Origin of the sequence: Solwaraspora sp. WMMA2080, from assembly GCF_027497395.1 — a bacterium.
Taxonomy (GTDB): Bacteria; Actinomycetota; Actinomycetes; order Mycobacteriales; family Micromonosporaceae; genus Micromonospora_E.
The window spans coordinates 2,709,530-2,729,906 of record NZ_CP114910.1 but is presented as its reverse complement, the minus strand read 5'-3'; the positions used below and the strand labels follow the sequence as shown (position 1 = coordinate 2,729,906).

Genomic DNA, 20,377 nt, shown 5'->3' with positions numbered 1-20,377 from the left:
GAGATAGACATGACGCAGGCGGACCAGAGGATCGTCGACGCTCTCCGCGCGTCGCTGAAGGAGAACGAGCGACTCCGCGAGCACAGCCGCCAGCTCACCGAGGCAGCACACGAGCCGATCGCCATCATCGGCATGGCGTGCCGGTTCCCCGGTGGGGTGACCAGTCCGGAAGGGCTGTGGCGGCTGCTGGTCGACGAGGTCGATCCGATGGGTGGGTTCCCCACCGACCGGGGCTGGGACCTGGACCGGCTCTACGACCCCGACGGCACCCGGCCCAACACGACCTACGTACGGCAGGCCGGGTTCCTCTACGACGCGGGCGACTTCGACGCCGACTGGTTCGGCATCGCCCCCCGCGACGCCCTGCTGATCGACCCCCAGCAGCGGTTGCTGCTGGAAAGCACCTGGGAGGCGTTCGAACGCGCCGGTATCGCCCCGGCGTCGGTACGCGGCAGCCAGACCGGCGTCTTCGCCGGGGTCATGTACCACAACTATCCCGGCAGTTACGGGTCGTCGGGGGTGGTGTCCGGGCGGGTCTCGTACCACTTCGGTTTCGAAGGACCGGCGATCACGCTCGACACCGCCTGCTCGTCGTCCCTGGTGGCGCTCGACCTCGCCGTACAGTCGCTGCGTCGGGGGGAGTGCTCCCTCGCTGTCGCCGGCGGGTCGTCGGTGATGGCCTCCCCGCAGACCTTCGTCGAGTTCAACCTCGAGGACACCCAGTCGCGTGACGGCCGGTGCCGTTCCTTCTCCGACGACGCCGACGGGCCGGCCTGGGCCGAGGGCGTCGGGGTGCTGCTCGTCGAGCGGCTGTCCGATGCGCGCCGCAACGGCCACCGCGTTCTCGCCGTGGTACGCGGCTCCGCGGCCAACTCCGACGGCGCGTCGAACGGGCTGACCGCGCCGAACGGTCCGGCTCAGCAGCGGCTGATCCGGCAGGCGTTGGCCAACGCCCGCATGTCCGCCGACCAGGTCGACGCGGTCGACGGCCACGGTACGGCCACCGAACTGGGCGACCCGATCGAGGTGCAGGCGCTGCTGGCGACGTACGGGCAGGGTCGGGACGCGGATCGTCCGTTGTGGTTGGGGTCGTTGAAGTCGAACATCGGTCACGCGCAGGCGGCGGCGGGTGTGGGTGGTGTGATCAAGATGGTGATGGCGTTGCGGGCGGGGTTGCTGCCCCGGTCGTTGCACGTGTCGGAGCCCTCGTCGCATGTGGACTGGTCGGCGGGTGGGGTGCGGCTGTTGACCATGGCGCGGCCGTGGCCGGGTACCGACGGACCGCGTCGGGCCGGGGTGTCGTCGTTCGGGTTGAGCGGGACGAACGCGCACGTGATCCTGGAGGAGGCGCCGGCGGATCTGGCGGCCGGCCCGGTGCCGGCCGACGGCTCGGTCGAGGATCCACCGGCTGTGCCGTTCCAGCGCAAGCGCTACTGGCTGACCGCCTCCCCGCTGACCGGTGACCCGGTCTCGATGGGGCTCGCCCCCGCCAACCACCCGCTGCTCGGCGCCGCCGTCATGCTCGCGGCCAACGACGGCATGGTGCTCACCGGGCGGCTGTCGGTGGCGAACCAGCCCTGGCTGGCCGACCACCGGGTGGGCGAGACCGTCCTGTTCCCCGGCGCGGGCTTCGTCGAACTCGCCACACACGCCGGGGAACGGGTCGGCTGCGGCCGGATCGCCGACCTCGTCCTGCAGGCCCCGCTGGTGCTGCCGGCCCGGGACGCGCAGCAGATCCAGATCACGCTCGGCGGGCCCGACGACTCCGGAGCCCGGTCGCTGGTCGTGCACAGCAGGACCGACGACGGTACGGACGACAGCCGTTGGACGCCGCACGCGACCGGCACCCTGGTGCCGCGTCGGCCGCCCACCGGTGCCGAGCTGACCTCCTGGCCGCCGGACGGCGCCGAGCCGGTCGACCTGGCCGGCGTCTACGACGAGTTCGCCGAACGTGGACTGGTCTACGGACCGACCTTCCAGGGGCTGCGGAACGCCTGGCGCCGCGACGACGACCTGTACGCCGAGATCAGCGTGCCGGATCAGGCACGGGGCAAGGTGAACCGGTTCGGGCTGCACCCGGCACTACTGGACGCGGCCCTGCAGGCGGTCGGCCGCAGCGGGTTGGCCGGGCAGGAGGCGGCCCTGCCGTTCCAGTGGCGCGACGTCGAGGTGTACGCCGCCGGCGCGGCCAGCGCCCGGATCCGGGTCAGCCGCTCGGCCGACGGCGGCGTGTCGATCCTGCTGGCCGACGGCACGGGTACGCCGGTCGCCTCGGTCGGTTCGCTGGTGCTGCGCCCGGTCGTGGCGGCGGAACTGGCCGCCGCCGACAGTGGGCCGTACCGCGACGCGCTGTTCACCGTCGACTGGACGCCGGTGGCGCTGCCGGCCGGTGCCCCGGTCACCGTCGCCGACCTGGCCGGCGTGACCGCCGGCGCCGAGGTCCCGGCGGTGGTGCTGCACCGTCACGCCGCCGTGTCCGGCGCCGGCGCCGGTACGCCCGAAGCGGTCCGCGCCGGCACCGTGGAGGCGTTCACCGCGCTGCGTACCTGGCTGGCCGAGCCCCGGTTCGCCGGCACCCGGCTGGTGGTGCTGACCCGGCGGGCCGTGGCGCTGCCCGGCGAGGACGTCACCGACCTGGCCGGCTCAGCCGTGTGGGGGCTGATCCGGTCCGCGCAGACCGAGCATCCGGGTCGGATCGTGCTGGTGGACACCGACGCCGAACAGGACGCGGTGACGCTGCTGCCGAAGGTGCTGGCGGCCGGGGAGTCCCAGGTCGTGGTCCGGGACGGGGCGGTACGGGTGGCCCGGCTGCGCAGAGCGGACGCGGCTGCGGCCGACGCGGTACCGGCCGACGTCGCCGCCGGCACGGTGCTGGTCACCGGGGCCACCGGTGGCCTCGGCCGGCTGATCGCCCGGCACCTGGTCACCACGCACGGCGTACGGGACCTGCTGCTGGTCAGCCGGCGCGGTGCGGCCGCCGAAGGCGCCGACGAACTCGTCGAGGAGCTGACCGGGCTGGGCGCCCAGGTCGAGCTGGTCGCCGGCGACGTCGCCGACCGGGACGCGGCAGCGGCGCTTGTCGCCGGACGCCGGCTCACTGCGGTCGTGCACGCCGCCGGGGTGCTGGACAACGGCACGATCGACACGCTGACGCCGCAGCGGATCGACGCCGTGCTGCGGCCGAAGGTCGACGCCGCGTGGCACCTGCACGAGCTGACCGCCGGGATGGACCTGGCCGCGTTCGTGCTGTTCTCCTCCGCCTCCGGCGTGCTCGGCGGGATGGGGCAGGGCAACTACGCCGCCGCGAACACCTTCCTGGACGGGCTGGCCGCCCATCGGCGGGCCAGCGGCCTGGCCGGGGTCTCCCTCGCCTGGGGCATGTGGGGCACCGGCACCGGGATGGCCGGTCACGTCACCGCCGCCGAACTGCCGCAGGTGGCCCGTACCGGGTTCGTCCCGATCAGCGGCGCGGAAGGGCTGGCGCTGTTCGACGCCACCTGGATGTCGCCGGAACCGTTCCTCGCCCCCATCCGGCTCGACCTCACGGTCCTTCGCCGGCAGGGGGACGCGCTGCCGGATCTGTTCCGGGCCCTCGTCCCAGCGCCGCGCCGCGCCGTCGCCGCCCCCGGCGACGCCACCGGCACGTTCAGTCAACGGTTGGCCGCGATGTCGGTCCAGGACCGGGGGAACACCCTGCGGGAGCTGGTTCGCGCGCAGGTGGCGCAGGCGCTCGGGCACAGTGCCCCGGAGAGCATCGAGCTGGACCGGGCGTTCCAGGACCTGGGATTCGACTCCCTCACCGCGGTCGAGCTGCGCAACGGGCTCAGTGTCGCCACCGGGGTCCAGCTGTCGGCGACCCTGGTGTTCGACAACCCGACCCCGATGGCGTTGGTCGACCACCTCGCCGAGGAACTCGTCGGTGACGCGGAGGAACCGTCCGTGGCAGAGCCCGACCAGGCCCCGGTGTCGGCGGACGAACCGATCGCCATCGTCGGCATGAGCTGCCGACTGCCCGGCGCGGTCAGCTCGCCCGAGGACCTGTGGCGGCTGCTGACCGCCGGCGACGACGGGATCTCGTCGTTCCCCACCGATCGGGGCTGGGACATCGAAGGATGGTTCAGCCACGACTCCGGCGCGGGTTCCCGCCAGGGCGGGTTCGTCGCCGACGCCACCCACTTCGACGCCGGCTTCTTCGGCATCAGTGACGACGAGGCGACCGTCATGGACCCGCAGCAGCGGCTGCTGCTGGAGGCTTCGTGGGAGGCGATCGAGCGGGCCGGCATCGATCCGCGTTCGCTGCGCGGCAGCACCACCGGTGTGTTCGCCGGAGTGATGCAGCCCGACTACGACCCCGGCATGTTCGGATCGGTGGAACACGCCGCCGCGTTCCGTGGGGTCGGCCTGTCGCAGAGCATCGTCTCCGGCCGGGTGGCCTACCTGCTGGGCCTGGAGGGCCCGGCGGTGTCGGTGGACACCGCCTGCTCGTCCTCCCTGGTCGCGCTGCACTGGGCTATCCAGGCGCTGCGCCAGGGTGACTGTTCGCTGGCGCTCGCCGGCGGGGTGACGGTGATCTCGACCCCGGCCACCTTCGTCGACTTCGACCAGCAGGGCGGGCTGGCCACCGACGGGCGCTGCAAGTCGTTCTCGGCGGCGGCCGACGGGATCGGCTGGGCCGAGGGCGTCGGTGTGCTCGTGGTGGAGCGGCTCTCCGACGCCCGACGCAACGGCCACCAGGTGCTGGCCGTGGTACGGGGCTCCGCCGTCAACTCCGACGGTGCCTCCAACGGGATGACCGCGCCCAACGGGCCGGCCCAGGAGAAGGTGATCCGGCGGGCGCTGGCGACCGCCGGGCTACGCGCGGACGAGGTCGACGCGGTCGAGGGCTTCGGCGCCGGCACCCGGCTCGGCGATCCGATCGAGGTGCGGGCCCTGCAGGGCACGTACGGGCAGGACCGCGACCGGCCGCTGTGGCTGGGATCGGTCAAGTCGAACATCGGCCACACCCAGTCGGCCTCCGGCGTCGCCGGGGTCGTCAAGATGGTGCTCGCCCTGCGGCACGGCGTGCTGCCGCGGACGCTGCACGCCGACGACCGGTCCCCACACGTGAACTGGGCCGACAGCCAGGTGCGGCTGCTCACCGAGTCGGTGCCCTGGCCGGCGGGCGAGCGTCCGCGCCGGGCCGCGGTGTCGTCCTTCGGGCGCAGCGGCACCAACGCGCACCTGATCCTGGAGGAGGCGGACCCCGCCGTGGCCGGGGCGCAGGCGCACGGTCAGCCGCCCCAACAGGCGCAGCGGCCGGCCGGGCCGATGCTGCCGCTGCTGGTGTCGGCGCGAACCCGGGAGGCGTTGCCGGACCAGGCTGCCGCGCTGGTCGCAGCGCTGCGTGCCGACCCCGACCTCGACCCGGTCGACGTCGGGTACTCCCTGGCGGCCACCCGGGTGCCCTTCGACCACCAGGCCGTTGTCGTCGGCGCCGACCGTGACGACCTGCTGGGGGCCCTGACCGACCTGGCCGCCGCGACGCTGTCGCCACGGGTGGTGACCGGCCACGTCCGGCCGACCGGCGGTACGGCGTACCTGTTCCCGGGTGCCGGGGCGCAGCGAGCCGGGATGGGCCGGCAGCTGTACGCCTCGTTCGGCGCCTTCGCCGCCGCGTTCGACGAGGTCTGCGCCAAGTTCGACCGGCATCTCGACCGGCCGTTGCGGGATCTGGTGTTCGCCGAGGAGGGCACGGTGGCCGCTGGCCTGCTCGACCAGACGAGCTACATGCAGGCCGCACTGTTCACGGTGGAGGTGGCGACGTACCGGCTGCTGGAGTCGTGGGGCCTGCGGCCCGACCACGTCGTCGGGCATTCGGCCGGGGCGCTCGCCGCCGCGCACGTCGCCGGGGTGCTGTCGCTGGCCGACGCGGTGAAGCTCTGCGCGACCGGTGGGGAACTGCTGCAGGAGCTGCCCGCCGGGGCGATGGTGGCGGTGCGGGCCAGCGAGGACGAGGTGCGGCCCGAACTGGACGGGGACGTCGAGATCGCGGCGGTGAACAGCCCTGACTGGGTGGTGGTGTCCGGGCCGGACGACGACGTCACCGAGCTGGCCGAGCGGTGGCGGGCAGCGGGACGGTCGGTCAGCCCGCTGCGGGTGCGCCGGGCGTTCCACTCCTCGGCGGTGGACGATGTCCTGGAGGAGTACTTCGACGTCGCGGACCGGCTCACCTACCACCCGCCGGCCGTCAGCCTGGTCGCGCACGTCGACGGCGAGCTGGTCGGTGCCGACGACCTGGCGACCGCCGAACACTGGGAGCGGCAGCTGCGCGCCGAGGTCCGGTTCGTCGACGACGTACGCCATCTGGCGGAACTGGGCGTGACCCGGTTCGTCGAGGTGGGTCCGGACGGTGGCCTGGCGCAGATGGTGGCGGCCTGCCTGCCCGACGCCGGCCAGGCGGTGGTGCCGACGGTGAGCGCGGACCCGGCGGAGGTCGGCGCGCTGTTCGCGGCGGTGGCCCGGCTGCAGGTGACCGGGCATGCCGTGGACTGGTCGCGGCTGTACGCCGGTCGGGGCGCGCGGCAGGTGGCGCTGCCCCCGTACTCGTTCCATCGGCAGCGGTACTGGGTCGAGATGGACGCGCTGGCGGTCGGCGAGGTGGTCGCCGCCGGGTTGGAGGAGACCGGGCATCCGCTGCTGGGTGCGGCGGTGCCGGTCGCCGGTACGCAGGACCTGGTGCTGACCGGCCGCCTGTCGCGGGCAGCCAGGTCCTGGCTGGACGACCACCGGATCGGGGATGCCACCGTGCTGCCGGCCCCGGCGCTGGTCGAGTTCGCGGTGCATGCCGGGGACCGGGTCGGCTGCAGCCGGATCGCCCGGCTGACGGAGCTGGCTCCGGTGCCGTTGGATCCGGCCACCGCGACGCAGATCCAGGTGGTGGTGCGCGACGCCGGGGCGGGACACGGCGAGCGGGAGTTCGCCGTGTACGCCCGGGCCGAGGACGGTTCCACGGCCTGGTCGCAGTGCGCCGCCGGCCGGCTGGCGGCCGGCCGGGGCGGGCCCTCGCCGCTGACGGTGGACGACGGGCAGTGGCCACCGGCCGGCGCCGAGCCGGTCGACCTGTCCGGCTGGTACGAGGAGCTGGCCGACCGAGGCCTGTCCTACGGGCCGGCGATGCGCGGCCTGCGCCGCGCCTGGCGGGCCGGACAGGACCTGTTCGCCGAGGTCGACCTGCCGAAGAGCGCCGGTACGGGGGCCTTCGCGATCCATCCCGTCCTGCTCGACGCGGCCCTGCACGCCACCGGGCTGGTTGACGGCGCCGATGGCCGGCCGGGGCGGCCGGTCTCCTGGTCCGGGGTCGAGCTGCACGCCACCGGCGCCGTCACGGTCCGGGTGCGGCTGCGCGCCGACGGTCGAAGGCTCTCGCTCGCTATGGTCGACCCGGCGGGCAGTCCCGTGCTCACGGCGGATTCGATCGAGCTGCGGTCGGGGTCCGAGCGCGACCCGTCGGGCTCGGACACCGAGCAGGTCCCGGCCACCTCGGCCGCCGTTCGGCCCGGCGACAACGGTCGGCCGCGTGCGAACGGTGCGCCGGGCCGCCCGGTGGCGGCCGTCGCGGCGACCGGCGACGCGGGGGCCGGCGACGCGGGAGCCGAGACGTGGCGCCGGCTCGCCGCGCTCGGCGGTGAGCAGCGGGAGCCCGCCGTGCGGGACCTGGTCGCCAGCGCGATCGCGGCCGTGGTGAACACGACTCCGGAGACGATCGACTTCGACGGGCACTTCGTCGAGGCCGGATTCACCTCACTGACCGTGACCGAGCTCGGGATCGACCTCGGTACCCGGACCGGTCTCGACCTCAGTGAGGTGATCTTCCAGTACCCGACACCCAACCATCTCACCCGTCACCTGCTCGACGAACTCGCCGCGAACGGCGCCGGTCAGCAACCGGTTCGTGAGGGCGACGAGGGCGGGGAGACGCTGCGCGATCTGTTCCGGGCGGCGGCGCTGGCCGGCCGGCTCGGCGACGGTATCGACGTGCTGAGCGCGGCGGCGCGCCTGCGTCCCACCTTCGACACGCCGGCCGGTGCGGACCAGCGGATCTCCCCGCTGCGCCTGGCGCAGGGCCCGGCCCGGCCCCGGCTGCTGTTCGTGGAGACCCCGATGGCGATGGGCAACCACTACCAGTACAGCCGGCTGGTCGCGCACTTCCAGCAGATCCGTGACGTCGTGTCGCTGCCGGTGCCCGGCTTCACCCGGGGCGCTCCGCTGCCGGCGACCGCCGAGCTGGTGGTCGAGTTGCTCGCCGACGCGGCGCTGAGCGCCGCCGACGGCGAGCCGTTCGTCCTGGTCGGGTACTCGGCCGGTGGCATCCTCGCCCAGGCGACTGCTAGCCACCTCGAACGGATGGGCACCGGCCCGCAGGGCGTCGTGTTGCTCGACACCCAGCCGGTGCAGCGGCCGGGCGACCCCGGCGGCGGCTCCGTCGAGGATGCTTCCGCCGGCGCGGTGATGACCGAGATGGTGCTCGGACTGTTCGAGCTGGAGGCGGCCGCGGGCAAGTTCGACAGCGCCCAGCTCACCGCGATGGCCTGGTACGTCGACCTGCTGCCCGAGTTCGAGCTGGGGGCCACCGGGGCCCCGGTGCTCTACCTGCGCGGGGCCGAGCCGATCGGTGCCGCCGTGCCGGCCACGACGGCCGTGTCGTGGCCGTACGCCGACAGCACCGAGACGGTTCCCGGCAATCATTTCACCATGGTCGATGCGGAGGCGGCGACCACGTCGAAGGCGATCGAGCAGTGGCTGGCGGCAACAGCCGAGCAGCGTGTTCCCGAGCCGACCGTGAAGGGCTGAGGTGTGACGTGTACGAATCCGAGGACGCCGAGATCTACGACCTGATTCACCAGGGGCGGGGCAAGGACTACGCCGCTGAGGCCGCCGAGGTCACCCGACTCGTGCTGGCCGACAAGCCGGACGCGGCCTCACTGCTGGACGTCGCCTGCGGCACCGGCGAGCATCTGCAGCACCTCTCGGCGTCCTTCCCGCACGTCGAGGGGGTCGACATATCCGCCGACATGCTGCTGAGCGCCAAGGCGCGGCTGCCGCTGGTGCCGTTGCACCAGAGCGACATGCGCTCCTTCGCCCTGGGACGTCGTTTCGACGCGGTGACCTGTCTGTTCAGCTCGATCGGTCACATGCGTACGACCGCCGAGCTCACCGCCGCGCTGCGCTGCTTCGCCGAGCACACCGTGCCCGGCGGCGTCGCGGTGGTGGACCCGTGGTGGTTCCCCGACACGTTCCTGCCCGGGTACGTCGCCAGCGACGTGGTCCGGGCGGACGGGCGCACCATCGCCCGGGTCTCCCACGCGTCGCAGGAGGGCAACGCAACCCGGATGGACGTGCAGTACCTGATCGCCGACGCGGACTCGGGCATCCGCCACCTCGCGGAAAGCACTCTGATCACCTTGTTCACCCGCGAGGAGTACGAGGCCGCGTTCCGGGCCGCCGGGTTCACGCCGACCTATCTGGACCAGGGGCCGGGTGCCAGGGGTCTGTTCGTCGCGGTCCGGCAGGGGCGGCCGGAGCAGGCGTCGGCGGGTACCTGACCGGTACGTGGCACCGGGCGGGCGGTGGAACCGGACGGTCCCACCGCCCGCCCGGACAGCACGGTGCGCCCGGCACCGGACCAGCCGCCGGTCAGACCAGTCGTCGGTCTCAGGTTAGCCGTCGGGTGATCAGTTCGAGCACGGTGGCCGCGTGTTCATTGAGGTAGAAGTGGCCGCCCGGGAAGACCCGTAGCTCGAAGGCGCCGGTGGTGTGGTCCCGCCATGCCTCGGCCTCCGTGACGGTCACCTCGGTGTCCTGGTCACCGACCAGGGCGAGTACCGGGCTGCGCAGCGGCGGCCCGGGCCGGTGCCGGTAGGACTCGACCGCACGGTAGTCGCAGCGGGTCGCCGGCAGGATCATGTTGAGCATGTCCACGTCGTCCAGCAGCTCGCTGCCGGTACCGCTGAGCCGGGCCAGTTCCGCGCGCAAGCCGTGGTCGTCGAGACGGTGCACACTGGTCTCCCGATGCCGCGACGGCGCGCGTCGACCGGAGGCGATCAGCGCGGCCGGTGTGGTGCCGTCGCGTTCCAACCGGCGCGCGACCTCGTAGCCGACCATCGCGCCCATGCTGTGCCCGAACAGGGCCAGGGGCCGGTCGCGCCAGTCGGCCAGCTCCGCGGTGACCAGATCGGCGAGTCGTTCGATGTCGTCGATGCCGGGCTCGTGCCGCCGGTCCTGGCGTCCCGGATACTGGATGGCCAGCACGTCCACCGAGGCTGGTACGCCTCGGGCGACCGGCAGGTAGTACGAAGCCGACCCTCCCGCGTGCGGGAAGCACACCAGTCGGGTGGCGGCGTCCGGCTTCGGCCGGAACCGGCGGACCCACGAGGTCGTGGCCGAGGTCAAGGGGACTCCGATCGCCGTACCAGCAAATGGTGTGACCGTGACAGGCCGGCGGCGGGGGTGGCAACCCGTGCTCACCCCTAGCGGCGGTGCGGGGCTGATCTGGGGTTGTCCGGCGTTCTGGCCGCTGGCACCGTCGGAACCGACACCGTGGGTCCCGGCACCGGCCGGATCCGATGCGGTACGGGGCGGACACGGTGAGGTCGGCGAGGTGTGAACATGGCAGTGGCTGCGCACGACAAGGGACTCGTGCCGTTCGGGGAGTACCAGACGTGGTACCGGGTGACCAGACCGGCCGGCGCGGGCCGGCCGGCGCTGGTCGTGGTGCACGGCGGTCCGGGCAGCACCCACGACTACCTGCTGAACCTGGCCGGGCTGGCCGAACACGGCTGGCCGGTGGTGCACTACGACCAGATCGGCAACGGCGGCTCCACCCGCCTGCCCGACCGGGGCGCCGACTTCTGGACCGTCGAGCTGTTCCTCGCCGAGCTGGACAACCTGCTGCGCTCGCTCGGTGTCGCCGACGACTACGTGTTGTTCGGCCATTCGTGGGGTGGCCCGCTGGTGGCCCGGCACGCGGCGACCCGTCCGGCCGGGCTGCGCGGCCTGGTCGTCGCCAACGCGCCGGCTTCGTATCCACTGTGGCTGCAGGAGGCGCGACGGCTGCGCCAGGCGTTGCCGGCCGGGGTGAACGAGACCCTGCTCCGCCACGAGCAGGCGGGGACCACCGACAGCCAGGAGTACTTCACCGCCATGCGGGTGTTCTACGACCGGCACGTCTGCCGGGTCACGCCGTGGCCACGGGACTATCTGGCGTCGTTCATGGAGATCGCGAACGACCCGACGGTGTACCTGACCATGAACGGCCCGAGCGAGTTCCACGTCATCGGTACGCTGCGGGACTGGTCCGTCGTCGACTGCCTGGCCGACATCCGGGTGCCCACCCTGGTGCTGTCCGGCCGGCACGACGAGGCGACCCCGGCGACGTTGCAGCCGTACCTGGACCGGGTGCCCGGTGCCCGGTGGGTGGTCTTCGAGGAGTCCAGTCACCTGCCGCACCTGGAGGAGCCGGAGCGCTTCGCCGAGGTGCTGCTGGAGTTCCTCACCGAACTGAAGGGGGAGGGCACGCATGGCTGAGGGGCGTACCGCGCTGGTGTTCCCGGGCATGGGACCCACCGGCTTCGCCGAGGTCGGCCGGTTCATGCTGGCCAACCCGTACGCGCGGGAGCTGACCGCGACCGCCGACGAGGTCCTCGGATACCCGTTGCTGGAGCGCTACCGCACCGGCGGCGACTACTCGGAGGCCGCGCAGGTGGCCTTCTTTGTCAACTGCCTGGCGCTGGCCCGCTGGAGCGAGCAGGGCGGGACGGTGCCGGACTTCTGCGTCGGGCCGAGCTTCGGTGAGAAGCCGCTGATCGCCTACGTCGGCGCGTTGCCGGTACCGCAGGCCATCTGGCTTACCGCGCAGCTGGCCCGTCGGATGGAGGAGTACTTCGCCACCGAGCACCGTGACGTGGTGACACACTCGTTCACCCGTACACCGGAGCCGCTGCTGCGGGAGGTGCTCGACGAGCTCGCCGGGCAAGGGGAGTGGCACGAGATCTCCTGCTACGTGGATCATGACTTCCACATGCTGTCGCTGCGGGAACACATGCTCGACTGGCTGGCGGCGAGGCTGCGGTCGGCGGGCGGACTCCCGCTCTACACGATGCGTCCGCCGATGCACTGCGCCGCCTTCGCGCCGTTGCGCGACATCGTGGCGCGGGAGGTGCTCGACGGGCTTGAGTTCGCCGACCCGGCGGTGCCGGTCGTCGCCGATCAGGACGGCACGCTGGTCACCACCGGAGCGGGGGTGCGCCAGATGCTGCTGGACAGCTTCGTCCGGCCGCTGCGTTGGCCCGACGTGGTCGCATCGCTTCGTACGCGGGGCGTGCGTGAGGTGCGCGTCTGCGGGCCCGACCGGTTGTTCGGCCGGGTGCGGGCGACCACTGCGGCGTTCGAGGTGGTCGCTGTCACGCCCCGGCTTGCCCTGCAGCCGAGACGGTCCACCGCGGCGGTCTGAAACGGCCGGGCCGGCGGTCACCGGTGACCGGGGCGGAGAACCGTCGGCGCTTCGCCGGATCCCGGCCGGATCCGGTGCGGACCGCAACCCGGATCCGGCCGGACCTGGCAGCTCAGGCGGCCTGCATCCGGACCGCCGACAGCGTCGTCCAGAGCACCTCCGGGGTAGCGAACGACTCCATCGCCAACGCCTCGTCGGTGAACCGCACCGTGTACGCCGACTCGATCGCGGCGAGCAGTTCGACGGTCCCGAGTGAATCGAGACCGAAATCACGCAGCGAGCTTTCCGGCGACAGCTTCTCGTCGTCGCCGATGAATGGCAGGTGTTGGCGGAGCAGTGTCTCGAACTGGTCGTCCCACATGATGGCGACTCCGATTGAAGAAATCCTGCTGGTCTGATTGATCCTACCATTTCGCATCGACGATGCGAGCTGAAAAGATGGGGGTAAAAAATGGACGAAGCTGCCATTGGCGTCTTGTCGGCACGATTCATGCGAGGGCTGGAGACCGCCCCGGACCAGCCGGCGATCCGGATCAATTCCGACACGCTCAGTTATGCCGAGGCGCACCGGACGGCACTGCGCTGGGCGGCGGTGCTGACCGAGCACGCCGGGGGGCGACCCGCTCCGGTCGGGGTCCTGGCGGCGGGCAGCATTCCGGCGTACGTCGGGATCCTCGCCGCCCTGTACGCCGGCGCCACGGTCGTTCCGCTGCATCCCGACTTCCCGCCGGCCCGTACCCGGGCCATGCTCGACGCCGCCGGCGTCACCGTCGTGGTGACCGACGAGCCGGCGGTGGCCGGCCTGCCCGCGTCGCTACCGGCCGGTCGGGACGTCGCGGTCCTGGTCGCCGGGCAGGACCCGCAGCCCCGGTCGCCGCTGCGGATGCTGCCCGGCCGGTCCGGGCGGCCGCTGCCCGCGCCGCGACCGGTGCTGCCCGGCGACGCCGCGTACATGCTGTTCACCTCCGGGTCGACCGGGCGACCGAAGGGGGTGCCGATCACCCATGCCAGTCTGGCCCACTACTTCCGCCTGCTGGACCAGCGCTACGACTTCGACAGCGCCGACGTGTTCTCGCAGACGTTCGACCTGAACTTCGACTGCGCCATGTTCGACCTGTTCTGCGCCTGGGGAGCCGGAGCACAGCTGCTGCGGGTACCCGGGCAGGCCTACCGGGACCTGCCCGGCTTCCTCGCCGCTCACCAGGTGTCCGTCTGGTTCTCCACCCCCAGCAGCATCGGGCTGGTTCGTCGCCTGGGCGGCCTCGGCGCGGGCTCGCTGCCGACGCTGCGGCGCAGCTTCTTCGCCGGTGAGGCACTGCGCTGCCGGGACGCGGCACACTGGCAGGACGCGGCGGTCAACTCCACCGTGGAGAATCTGTACGGGCCGACCGAACTGACCATCACCGTCACCCGGCACCGCTACGGGGCCGGGTCGCATCAGCTGGCCGTCAACGGTGTCGTGCCGATCGGGCCACTGCACGACGGGCACCAGCAGTTGCTGGTGGACGAGGCCGGACAGCCGGTTGCCGACGAGGGGGAGCTGTGGGTGAGCGGGCCGCAACTGGCTCCCGGCTACCTCGATCCGGCCGACGGCGACGGACGCTTCGTCGTCCGCGACGGGCGGACCTGGTACCGCACCGGCGACCGGGTACGCCGCACCTCCGGCGGCGAACTGCTCTACCTCGGTCGACTCGACGCCCAGGTGCAGGTGCACGGGTGGCGGGTCGAACTCGCCGAGATCGAACACGCGGTACGCGGCTGCGTCGGCGTCGACGACGCGGCCGTCCTCGACGTCACGGTGGACGACACGACCGAGCTGGTCGTGTTCTACACCGGGCGACCGGCCGCGGTGGTCGAACTGACCCGGCAGCTGCGGCAGAGCCTGCCGCAGCGACTGGTGCCCCGGAGCTACGAACACCGCGACGAGCTGCCGCTGAATGCCAACCGCAAGGTGGACCGACCGGCGCTCCGGGCCCGGGCGAGGGAAATGGTGACCGGATTCCCCAAGCTGGCACCCGCCTGAGTAGGGGCTGGTAGGGGATCCCGAAGTCGTCCACCGGGGGTTATCTTTCTGTCGGCTGATCCCGGTCGGCGGATCCGATCGGCTGATTCGGTCCGGGTGCTGGACAGCAATTCCGCGACGGCGCCTCCAGTCTTTTCCAGGCGGCAGGAGTGCGGTTTTGGACGACGATCTGGTTCACTCGTTGCTGGACGTGGCCGAGGCGGTCGCCCCGACCCGGCCCGCCGTACGCGACGCGGTCGGTGCCTGGACCTACGCCGAGCTGCACGAGCACAGCCACGCGGTCGACGCCTGGCTGCACGACCGGGGGGTGGGCCCCGGTGACCGGGTGCTGGTGCAGGCCCAGACCACCCGCGAGCTGGTCGCGATGTTCTTCGGGGTCTCCCGGCGCGGCGCGACCTTCGTTCCGATCAATCCCGCGACGAAGGCGTTCCACCTCGCGGCGGTGGTCGCCAACGCCGAACCCCGCCTGGTGGTCGCCGACCGGGCCAACGCCGAGACGCTGCGCTCGCTCACCCGGCTGCCGGTGCACGAGACCGGGACGGTGTGGCCACAGGTGCACGCAGGTGCCGGGCGACGGCTCACCCGTACGGCGACGCCGGCGGCCACCGACGCGGCCGCCCTGATCTACACCTCCGGCAGCACCGCCGCGCCCAAGGCAGTCGTCACCCCGCATGCCCAGACCACGTTCGCCGTACGGGCGTTGCGCGACGCGCTCGGCTACCGCCCGGACGACGTGGTGTTCTGCCGCTTCCCGATGTCCTGGGACTACGGGCTGCACAAGGTGCTGATGACCTGTGCGGCGCAGGCCGAGGTGGTGCTCGCCGGCACCGAGTCGGACCTGGCGTTGCTCGACCGGATGCGGCAGACCGCCACGACCGTGGTTCCGGTGGTGCCGTCACTCGCCGCCATGATCGTCACGCTGGCCCGGCGCGCCGCCGGACCGCTGCCGCCGGTGCGGATGTTCACCAACACCGGCGCCGCGCTGCCGCAGCCGACGATCGAGCAGCTCCGCGCGGCCTTCCCCGGTGCCCGGGTGGTCCGCCAGTTCGGCCAGACCGAGTGCAAGCGCATCTCGGTGATGCCCCCGGAACAGGACCGGGAACGCCCCGACTCGGTGGGGCGCCCGCTCGCCGGCACCGAGGTGCTGATCCTCGACCCGGACGGGCGGAGCGTGCCGCCCGGTGAGACCGGCGAGATCGTGGTCACCGGCCCGCACGTCATGGCCGGCTACTGGCGGTCGCCGGAGCAGACTGCCCGGACGTTCCGGCCGGACCCGCGCACTGGGCAAATCCGGCTGCACACCGGCGACTACGGCCGTCTCGACGAGGACGGCTACCTCTACTTCGCCGGCCGGCGCGACGAGATGTTCAAGCGCAAGGGGATTCGGATGAGCACAGTGGAGATCGAAGCCGCCGCGATGGACGTTCCGGGCGTGCGGGCGGCCGTCGCGGTGCCGCCCACCCCGCACCGCGACCTCGCCCTCTGCGTGGTCTCCGATCTGGCCCCGCACGTGGTGCTCCGGGAACTGGCCCGGCGGCTGGAGCCGGCGAAGGTGCCGGCGACCTGCCGGGTGCTCGACGAACTGCCGCTGAACCACCACGGCAAGAACGAGAGAGGGAAGCTCGCCATGATCCTGGACGAGGCGCTGTCGTGAGCACGGCCACCTGGTACGTGGAACTTGCCGAGCGGTACGGCACCCCGCTGTACCTCTACGACCTGGACCGGATCGAGTCCGCCCGGCGGGACCTGCTGGCCAGCCTGCCCGAACCGATCGAGCTGTTCTACGCGGTCAAGGCCAACCCGCACCCGCAGGTGGCCGCAGCGGTCGCCGCGGACCGGGTCCGCGCGGAGATCAGCTCCACCGGCGAGCTGGCGGTCGCCCTCGCCGCCGGCTTCAACGCCGGGCACTGCCTCTACACCGGACCGGGCAAGACCACCGGTGAGCTGACCGAGGCTATCGGCCGGGGCGTGCGGACGTTCTCGGTGGAATCTCCCGGCGACCTCCGGCGCATCGGTACGGTGGCCAGCCGGCACGGCGTGGTCGCCCGGTGCCTGCTACGCATCAACAGCGTCACCGCGCGGGCGTCGACGAGTATCCGGATGACCGGGGCGCCGTCGCAGTTCGGTATCGACAGCGAGACCCTGCCCGACCTGCTGCCCGAGCTGCGCGAGGTGGCCGGCACCGACATCGTCGGTGCCCACTTCTTCCCGCTGAGCAACGCCCGTGACGAGGCGAGCCTGATCAGCGAGTTCCAGCACACCGTCACCCTCGCGGCGCAACTGCACGACGAACTCGGCCTGCCGGTGCGGCTGCTGGACATCGGTGGCGGCTTCGCCGCGCCGTACGCGGTGCCGGGCAGCCGCCCGAGGTACGACAAGGTGCGCGTCGAGCTGGAGAACGCGCTCGATGCCAGCTTCGCCGGCTGGCGCCACGGTACGCCGGGCGTCGCCTGCGAGTCCGGGCGCTACCTCGTCGGGGACAGTGGCACCCTGCTCTGCTCGGTGGTCAACCTCAAGACGAGCCGGGGCCGGCGGTTCGTGATCCTCGACGGCGGAATCAACACCTTCGGCGGCATGTCCGGGCTGGGCCGGCTGCTACCGGTGGCGGTCCAGCTCGACGAGGACGCCCCGGCCGGTACCGCGAGTCTGGTCGGGCCGCTGTGCACCCCGGGCGACGTGCTCGGCCGCGACGTCGACGTGCCGGAGCTCGCCCCCGGCGACGTGGTGGCGATCCCGAACGCGGGTGCGTACGGGCCGACAGCCAGCCTGCTGGCCTTCCTGGGCCGACCGGCCCCGGTCGAGGTGGTCGTCCGGGGCCGCCGGGTCGTTTCCGTGTCGCGCCTGGAATACCACCGTGACCACGGCCCGTGGACATGAACCCGGCCGGCCGGGTACGCCAGGCCACCCGGCCCGGACCTCCGACGGTGCTCGTCAGCGGGCTCTCCTCGGACGCGCACACCTGGAATCTGGTCTTCCTGGAGCTGCTGCTCGCCGAGCTCGGGTACCGGGTGACCAACCTCGGGGCGTGCGTGCCCGACGAACTTCTCGTCCGCGAGTGCCTGGACCGGGCACCCGAGCTGCTCGTGCTGAGCAGCGTCAACGGGCACGGCCACCTCGACGGGGCGCGGGTGGTCCGCCGGCTGCGCGGTCTGCCGTCACTGGCGGGCCTGCCGATCGTGATCGGCGGCAAGCTCGGGGTGGCCGGCGGGCTGACCGCCGCACAGCGCGACGAGCTGGCCCGGGCCGGCTGCGACGCGGTGTTCGAGGAGAACGCCGAGACCGTCACCGCGTTCCGCCGGTTCCTCGACACGCTGCCCGTCCGGGCGATCCGGTGACCTCGACCCGTTCACCGGTGACGCCGGTGACCGCGACCGGTGCACCGGTCGCGGCGACGGCCGGCGACCGGGTCCGGATCGGCCTCGGCGAGTTCGTCCGCGCCGCGCGGGCCGCCGGGAACCTGGTGGTGCAGCCGAGGATGGGCTTCGGCAGCCCGGAGTCGATGCGCAGCGGGTTGCGGGCCACCAAGGCGGTACCGGCGACCACCGTGGGCACGATCACCCTGGACAGTTACACCCGGGTCGGTGACCTTGCCGCCGCCGAGCGGGCCGTCCTCGCCGGCGCGGACCTCAACGGCTACCCCATCGTCAGTCATCCGGTGCACGTGACCCGGTCCGTTCTCGACGGGGTACGCGACAGCGGGTTCCCGGTCCAGCTGCGCCACGGCTCGGCGACTCCGCAGCACATCTTCGCCGCGCTGATCGCCGCCGGCCTGGACGCCACCGAAGGCGGACCGGTCTCCTACTGCCTGCCGTACGGACGGGTGCCGCTGGAAGAGTCCGTGCGTAGTTGGGCACAGTGCTGTGAGCTCTTCGCCCACCTGCGCGAGCACGCGCCGGTCGAGCCCAACCTGGAGACGTTCGGCGGCTGCATGCTCGGTCAGCTGTGCCCACCCAGCCAACTGGTGGCGCTCAGCGTGCTGGAGGCGATGTTCTTCCGCCAGTACGGGGTACGCAGCGTGGCGGTCAGCTACGCCCAGCAGACGAACCCGCGCCAGGACGAGGAGGCAATCTTCGCGTTGCGCCGGCTCTGCGCCGAGCTGCTCGACGACATCGACTGGCACGTGGTCGTCTACACGTACATGGGGGTGTACCCGACCACGCCGTGGGGTGCGCGGCGGCTGCTCGCCGAAGCCGTGGCGCTGGCCCGGGCCACCGGGTCCGAGCGGCTGATCGTCAAGACGGTCGTGGAGTCGCAGCGGATCCCGACCATCGCCGAGAACGTCGACGCGCTCGAATTCGCCGGTGCCGCCGCCCGCACCCGACCCGCACCGCGGCCGAGCGTCGACCCGGCCGCCGACTCGCAGACCTACCAGGAGGCGCGCGCCATGGTGGAGGCGATCAGCGACCTCGACGGCGACCTCGGTCGTGCGTTGCTGCACAGCTTCAAACGCGGCTACCTGGACATCCCGTACTGCCTGCATCCGGACAACCTCGGCCGGACCCGCAGCTACCTGGACGTGGACGGGGCCCTGAGGTGGGCGGACACCGGGCTGCTTCCGATCGGTCATCTGGTGCCACGCCGGCAGCGGCGGCAGGTGAGCTCGGCCGGGCTGCTGGACGCGCTCGGCTACGTGCGACGCAAGTACGACACGGCAGGAAGTGAGTTGCGATGACGGCAGTCGACCGGCAGGTCCGCCGGTATCCGTTCCCGATGCAGCGCACCGAGGTGTCGCCGATGTACGCGACACTGCGCCGCAGCGAACCCGTCAGCCGGGTGCAGCTGCCCTACGGTGAGCCGGCCTGGTTGGCCACCCGGCACCGGGACGTCAGGACCGTACTGTCCGATCCGCGGTTCAGCCGTGCCGTCGCACAGGGCCTCGACCAGCCACGGATGCGGGTCGAGAACATGAACGACGGCATCATGGGGATGGACCCGCCGGACCACACGCGACTGCGCCGGCTGGCGATGAAGGCGTTCACCGCCCGGCGGGTCGAGAAGATGCGCGTCACTGTCGAGCGGATCACCACCGAGCTGCTGGACGCGATGGTGGCCGGCGGCCAGCCGGCCGACCTGGTGACGCACTTCGCGCGGCCGTTGCCGGTGACCGTCATCTGCGGGTTGCTCGGGGTGCCCTTCGAGGACTATCCGAAGTTCACCCGTTGGACCGAGGCGTTCACCAACGACGAGTCGGCGTCGACCGGTGTTCTCGCCACGGTCGGCCCGGAGATGGACGCCTACTTCGCCGAGCTGGTCGCCCAGCGTCGTCGGCGGCCTACCGACGACCTGCTGGGCGCCCTGGTCCGGGCCCGCGACGACGGTGACAAGCTGACCGAGACCGAGCTGATCGACCTGGCCGGTGCCGGCCTGCTCACCGCCGGCACCGAGACGGTCTCCTGCGGACTGCCGAGCTTCGTCTACACGCTGCTGCGGCATCCGCAGGCGCTGGCGCGGCTGCGCGCCGAGCCGGACCTGATGCCGTCGGCGGTCGAGGAGCTGCTGCGGTTCGTGCCGATCAACACGGCGGCGATGTTCGCCCGCTACGCGCTGGAGGACGTGGAGCTGTCCGGTGTCACGGTACGCGCCGGTGAACCCGTCCTGCCGTCGTTGGCGGCGGCCAACCGTGACCCGGACGTGTTCACGGATCCGGACCGCCTCGACCTGACCCGGGCGACGAACCCGCACGTGACATTCGGCTACGGGCCACATCTGTGCATCGGGGCGCAACTGGCCCGGTTGGAGTTGCAGGTCGCCCTGCGTGCCCTGCTCGACCGGTTCCCACGACTCGACGTCACCGACGATCTGGAGTGGAAGTTCGGCGTGATCGTACGCGGTCCGGCCACTCTGCCGATCACCTGGTGAGGGGTCGC

The 20,377-nt window shown here is 72.4% G+C and carries 12 protein-coding genes; 10 read left to right on the top strand and 2 right to left on the bottom strand.

Going from position 1 to position 20,377, the window contains the following annotated elements; all coding sequences use genetic code 11:
* Positions 1-9: 9 nt before the first annotated feature.
* Together O7543_RS12400 and O7543_RS12395 are read left to right on the top strand one after the other, a co-directional pair.
* Positions 10-8,829, top strand: a complete 8,820-nt coding sequence (locus O7543_RS12400) for a type I polyketide synthase (protein ID WP_281553686.1) — start codon at positions 10-12, stop codon at positions 8,827-8,829.
* A gap of 8 nt (positions 8,830-8,837) precedes the next feature.
* Positions 8,838-9,581 (top strand): class I SAM-dependent methyltransferase, encoded by a 744-nt coding sequence (locus O7543_RS12395; protein ID WP_281553687.1) that lies wholly within the window; start codon positions 8,838-8,840, stop codon positions 9,579-9,581.
* A gap of 109 nt (positions 9,582-9,690) precedes the next feature.
* Here O7543_RS12395 and O7543_RS12390 read toward each other — a convergent pair whose 3' ends face one another.
* A complete protein-coding gene (locus tag O7543_RS12390) occupies positions 9,691-10,428 on the bottom strand; it encodes a thioesterase II family protein (protein WP_281553688.1) in 738 nt (245 codons plus the stop codon).
* Between the two features lie 216 nt (positions 10,429-10,644).
* Between O7543_RS12390 and O7543_RS12385 the strand changes: the two genes are divergently transcribed.
* A complete protein-coding gene (locus O7543_RS12385) occupies positions 10,645-11,562 on the top strand; it encodes a proline iminopeptidase-family hydrolase (protein WP_281553689.1) in 918 nt (305 codons plus the stop codon).
* Positions 11,555-12,487, top strand: a complete 933-nt coding sequence (locus tag O7543_RS12380) for an ACP S-malonyltransferase (RefSeq protein WP_281553690.1) — start codon at positions 11,555-11,557, stop codon at positions 12,485-12,487. Before O7543_RS12385 ends, O7543_RS12380 begins: the two co-directional genes overlap by 8 nt.
* A 112-nt stretch (positions 12,488-12,599) precedes the next feature.
* On the opposite strand, the gene O7543_RS12375 is transcribed toward O7543_RS12380, so the two are convergent.
* Positions 12,600-12,848, bottom strand: coding sequence for an acyl carrier protein (locus O7543_RS12375; RefSeq protein ID WP_281553691.1), 249 nt, complete (start codon positions 12,846-12,848; stop codon positions 12,600-12,602).
* Positions 12,849-12,962: 114 nt separating this feature from the next.
* On the opposite strand from O7543_RS12375, the gene O7543_RS12370 reads away from it, so the two are divergent.
* From O7543_RS12370 to O7543_RS12345, 6 genes are all read left to right on the top strand, one after another.
* Complete coding sequence (locus O7543_RS12370; protein WP_348650101.1) at positions 12,963-14,510, top strand: AMP-binding protein; 1,548 nt, start codon at positions 12,963-12,965, stop codon at positions 14,508-14,510.
* Between the two features lie 157 nt (positions 14,511-14,667).
* Positions 14,668-16,164, top strand: coding sequence for an AMP-binding protein (locus O7543_RS12365; protein WP_281553693.1), 1,497 nt, complete (start codon positions 14,668-14,670; stop codon positions 16,162-16,164).
* The gene (locus tag O7543_RS12360) at positions 16,161-17,387 is read left to right on the top strand and encodes a type III PLP-dependent enzyme (protein ID WP_281553694.1); all 1,227 of its coding nucleotides are present in this window, start codon (positions 16,161-16,163) and stop codon (positions 17,385-17,387) included. Before O7543_RS12365 ends, O7543_RS12360 begins: the two co-directional genes overlap by 4 nt.
* On the top strand, positions 17,384-17,845 hold the full coding sequence (locus O7543_RS12355; protein WP_281555477.1) for a cobalamin-dependent protein: 462 nt from the start codon (positions 17,384-17,386) through the stop codon (positions 17,843-17,845). The genes O7543_RS12360 and O7543_RS12355 overlap by 4 nt, the downstream gene beginning before the upstream one ends.
* Positions 17,846-17,922: 77 nt before the next feature.
* Positions 17,923-19,182: a methylaspartate mutase gene (locus O7543_RS12350; protein ID WP_281555478.1), complete on the top strand. Its 1,260-nt coding sequence runs from the start codon at positions 17,923-17,925 to the stop codon at positions 19,180-19,182.
* Complete coding sequence (locus tag O7543_RS12345) at positions 19,179-20,369, top strand: cytochrome P450 (RefSeq protein WP_281553695.1); 1,191 nt, start codon at positions 19,179-19,181, stop codon at positions 20,367-20,369. The genes O7543_RS12350 and O7543_RS12345 overlap by 4 nt, the downstream gene beginning before the upstream one ends.
* The last annotated feature ends 8 nt before the right edge of the window (positions 20,370-20,377 follow it).

Coding starts and splice junctions, on each gene's coding strand:
- O7543_RS12400 (WP_281553686.1), top strand. CDS start 10: ATGACGCAGGCGGACCAGAGGATCGTCGACGCTCTCCGCGCGTCGCTG.
- O7543_RS12385 (WP_281553689.1), top strand. CDS start 10,645: ATGGCAGTGGCTGCGCACGACAAGGGACTCGTGCCGTTCGGGGAGTAC.
- O7543_RS12380 (WP_281553690.1), top strand. CDS start 11,555: ATGGCTGAGGGGCGTACCGCGCTGGTGTTCCCGGGCATGGGACCCACC.
- O7543_RS12375 (WP_281553691.1), bottom strand. CDS start 12,848: ATGTGGGACGACCAGTTCGAGACACTGCTCCGCCAACACCTGCCATTC.
- O7543_RS12355 (WP_281555477.1), top strand. CDS start 17,384: ATGAACCCGGCCGGCCGGGTACGCCAGGCCACCCGGCCCGGACCTCCG.
- O7543_RS12345 (WP_281553695.1), top strand. CDS start 19,179: ATGACGGCAGTCGACCGGCAGGTCCGCCGGTATCCGTTCCCGATGCAG.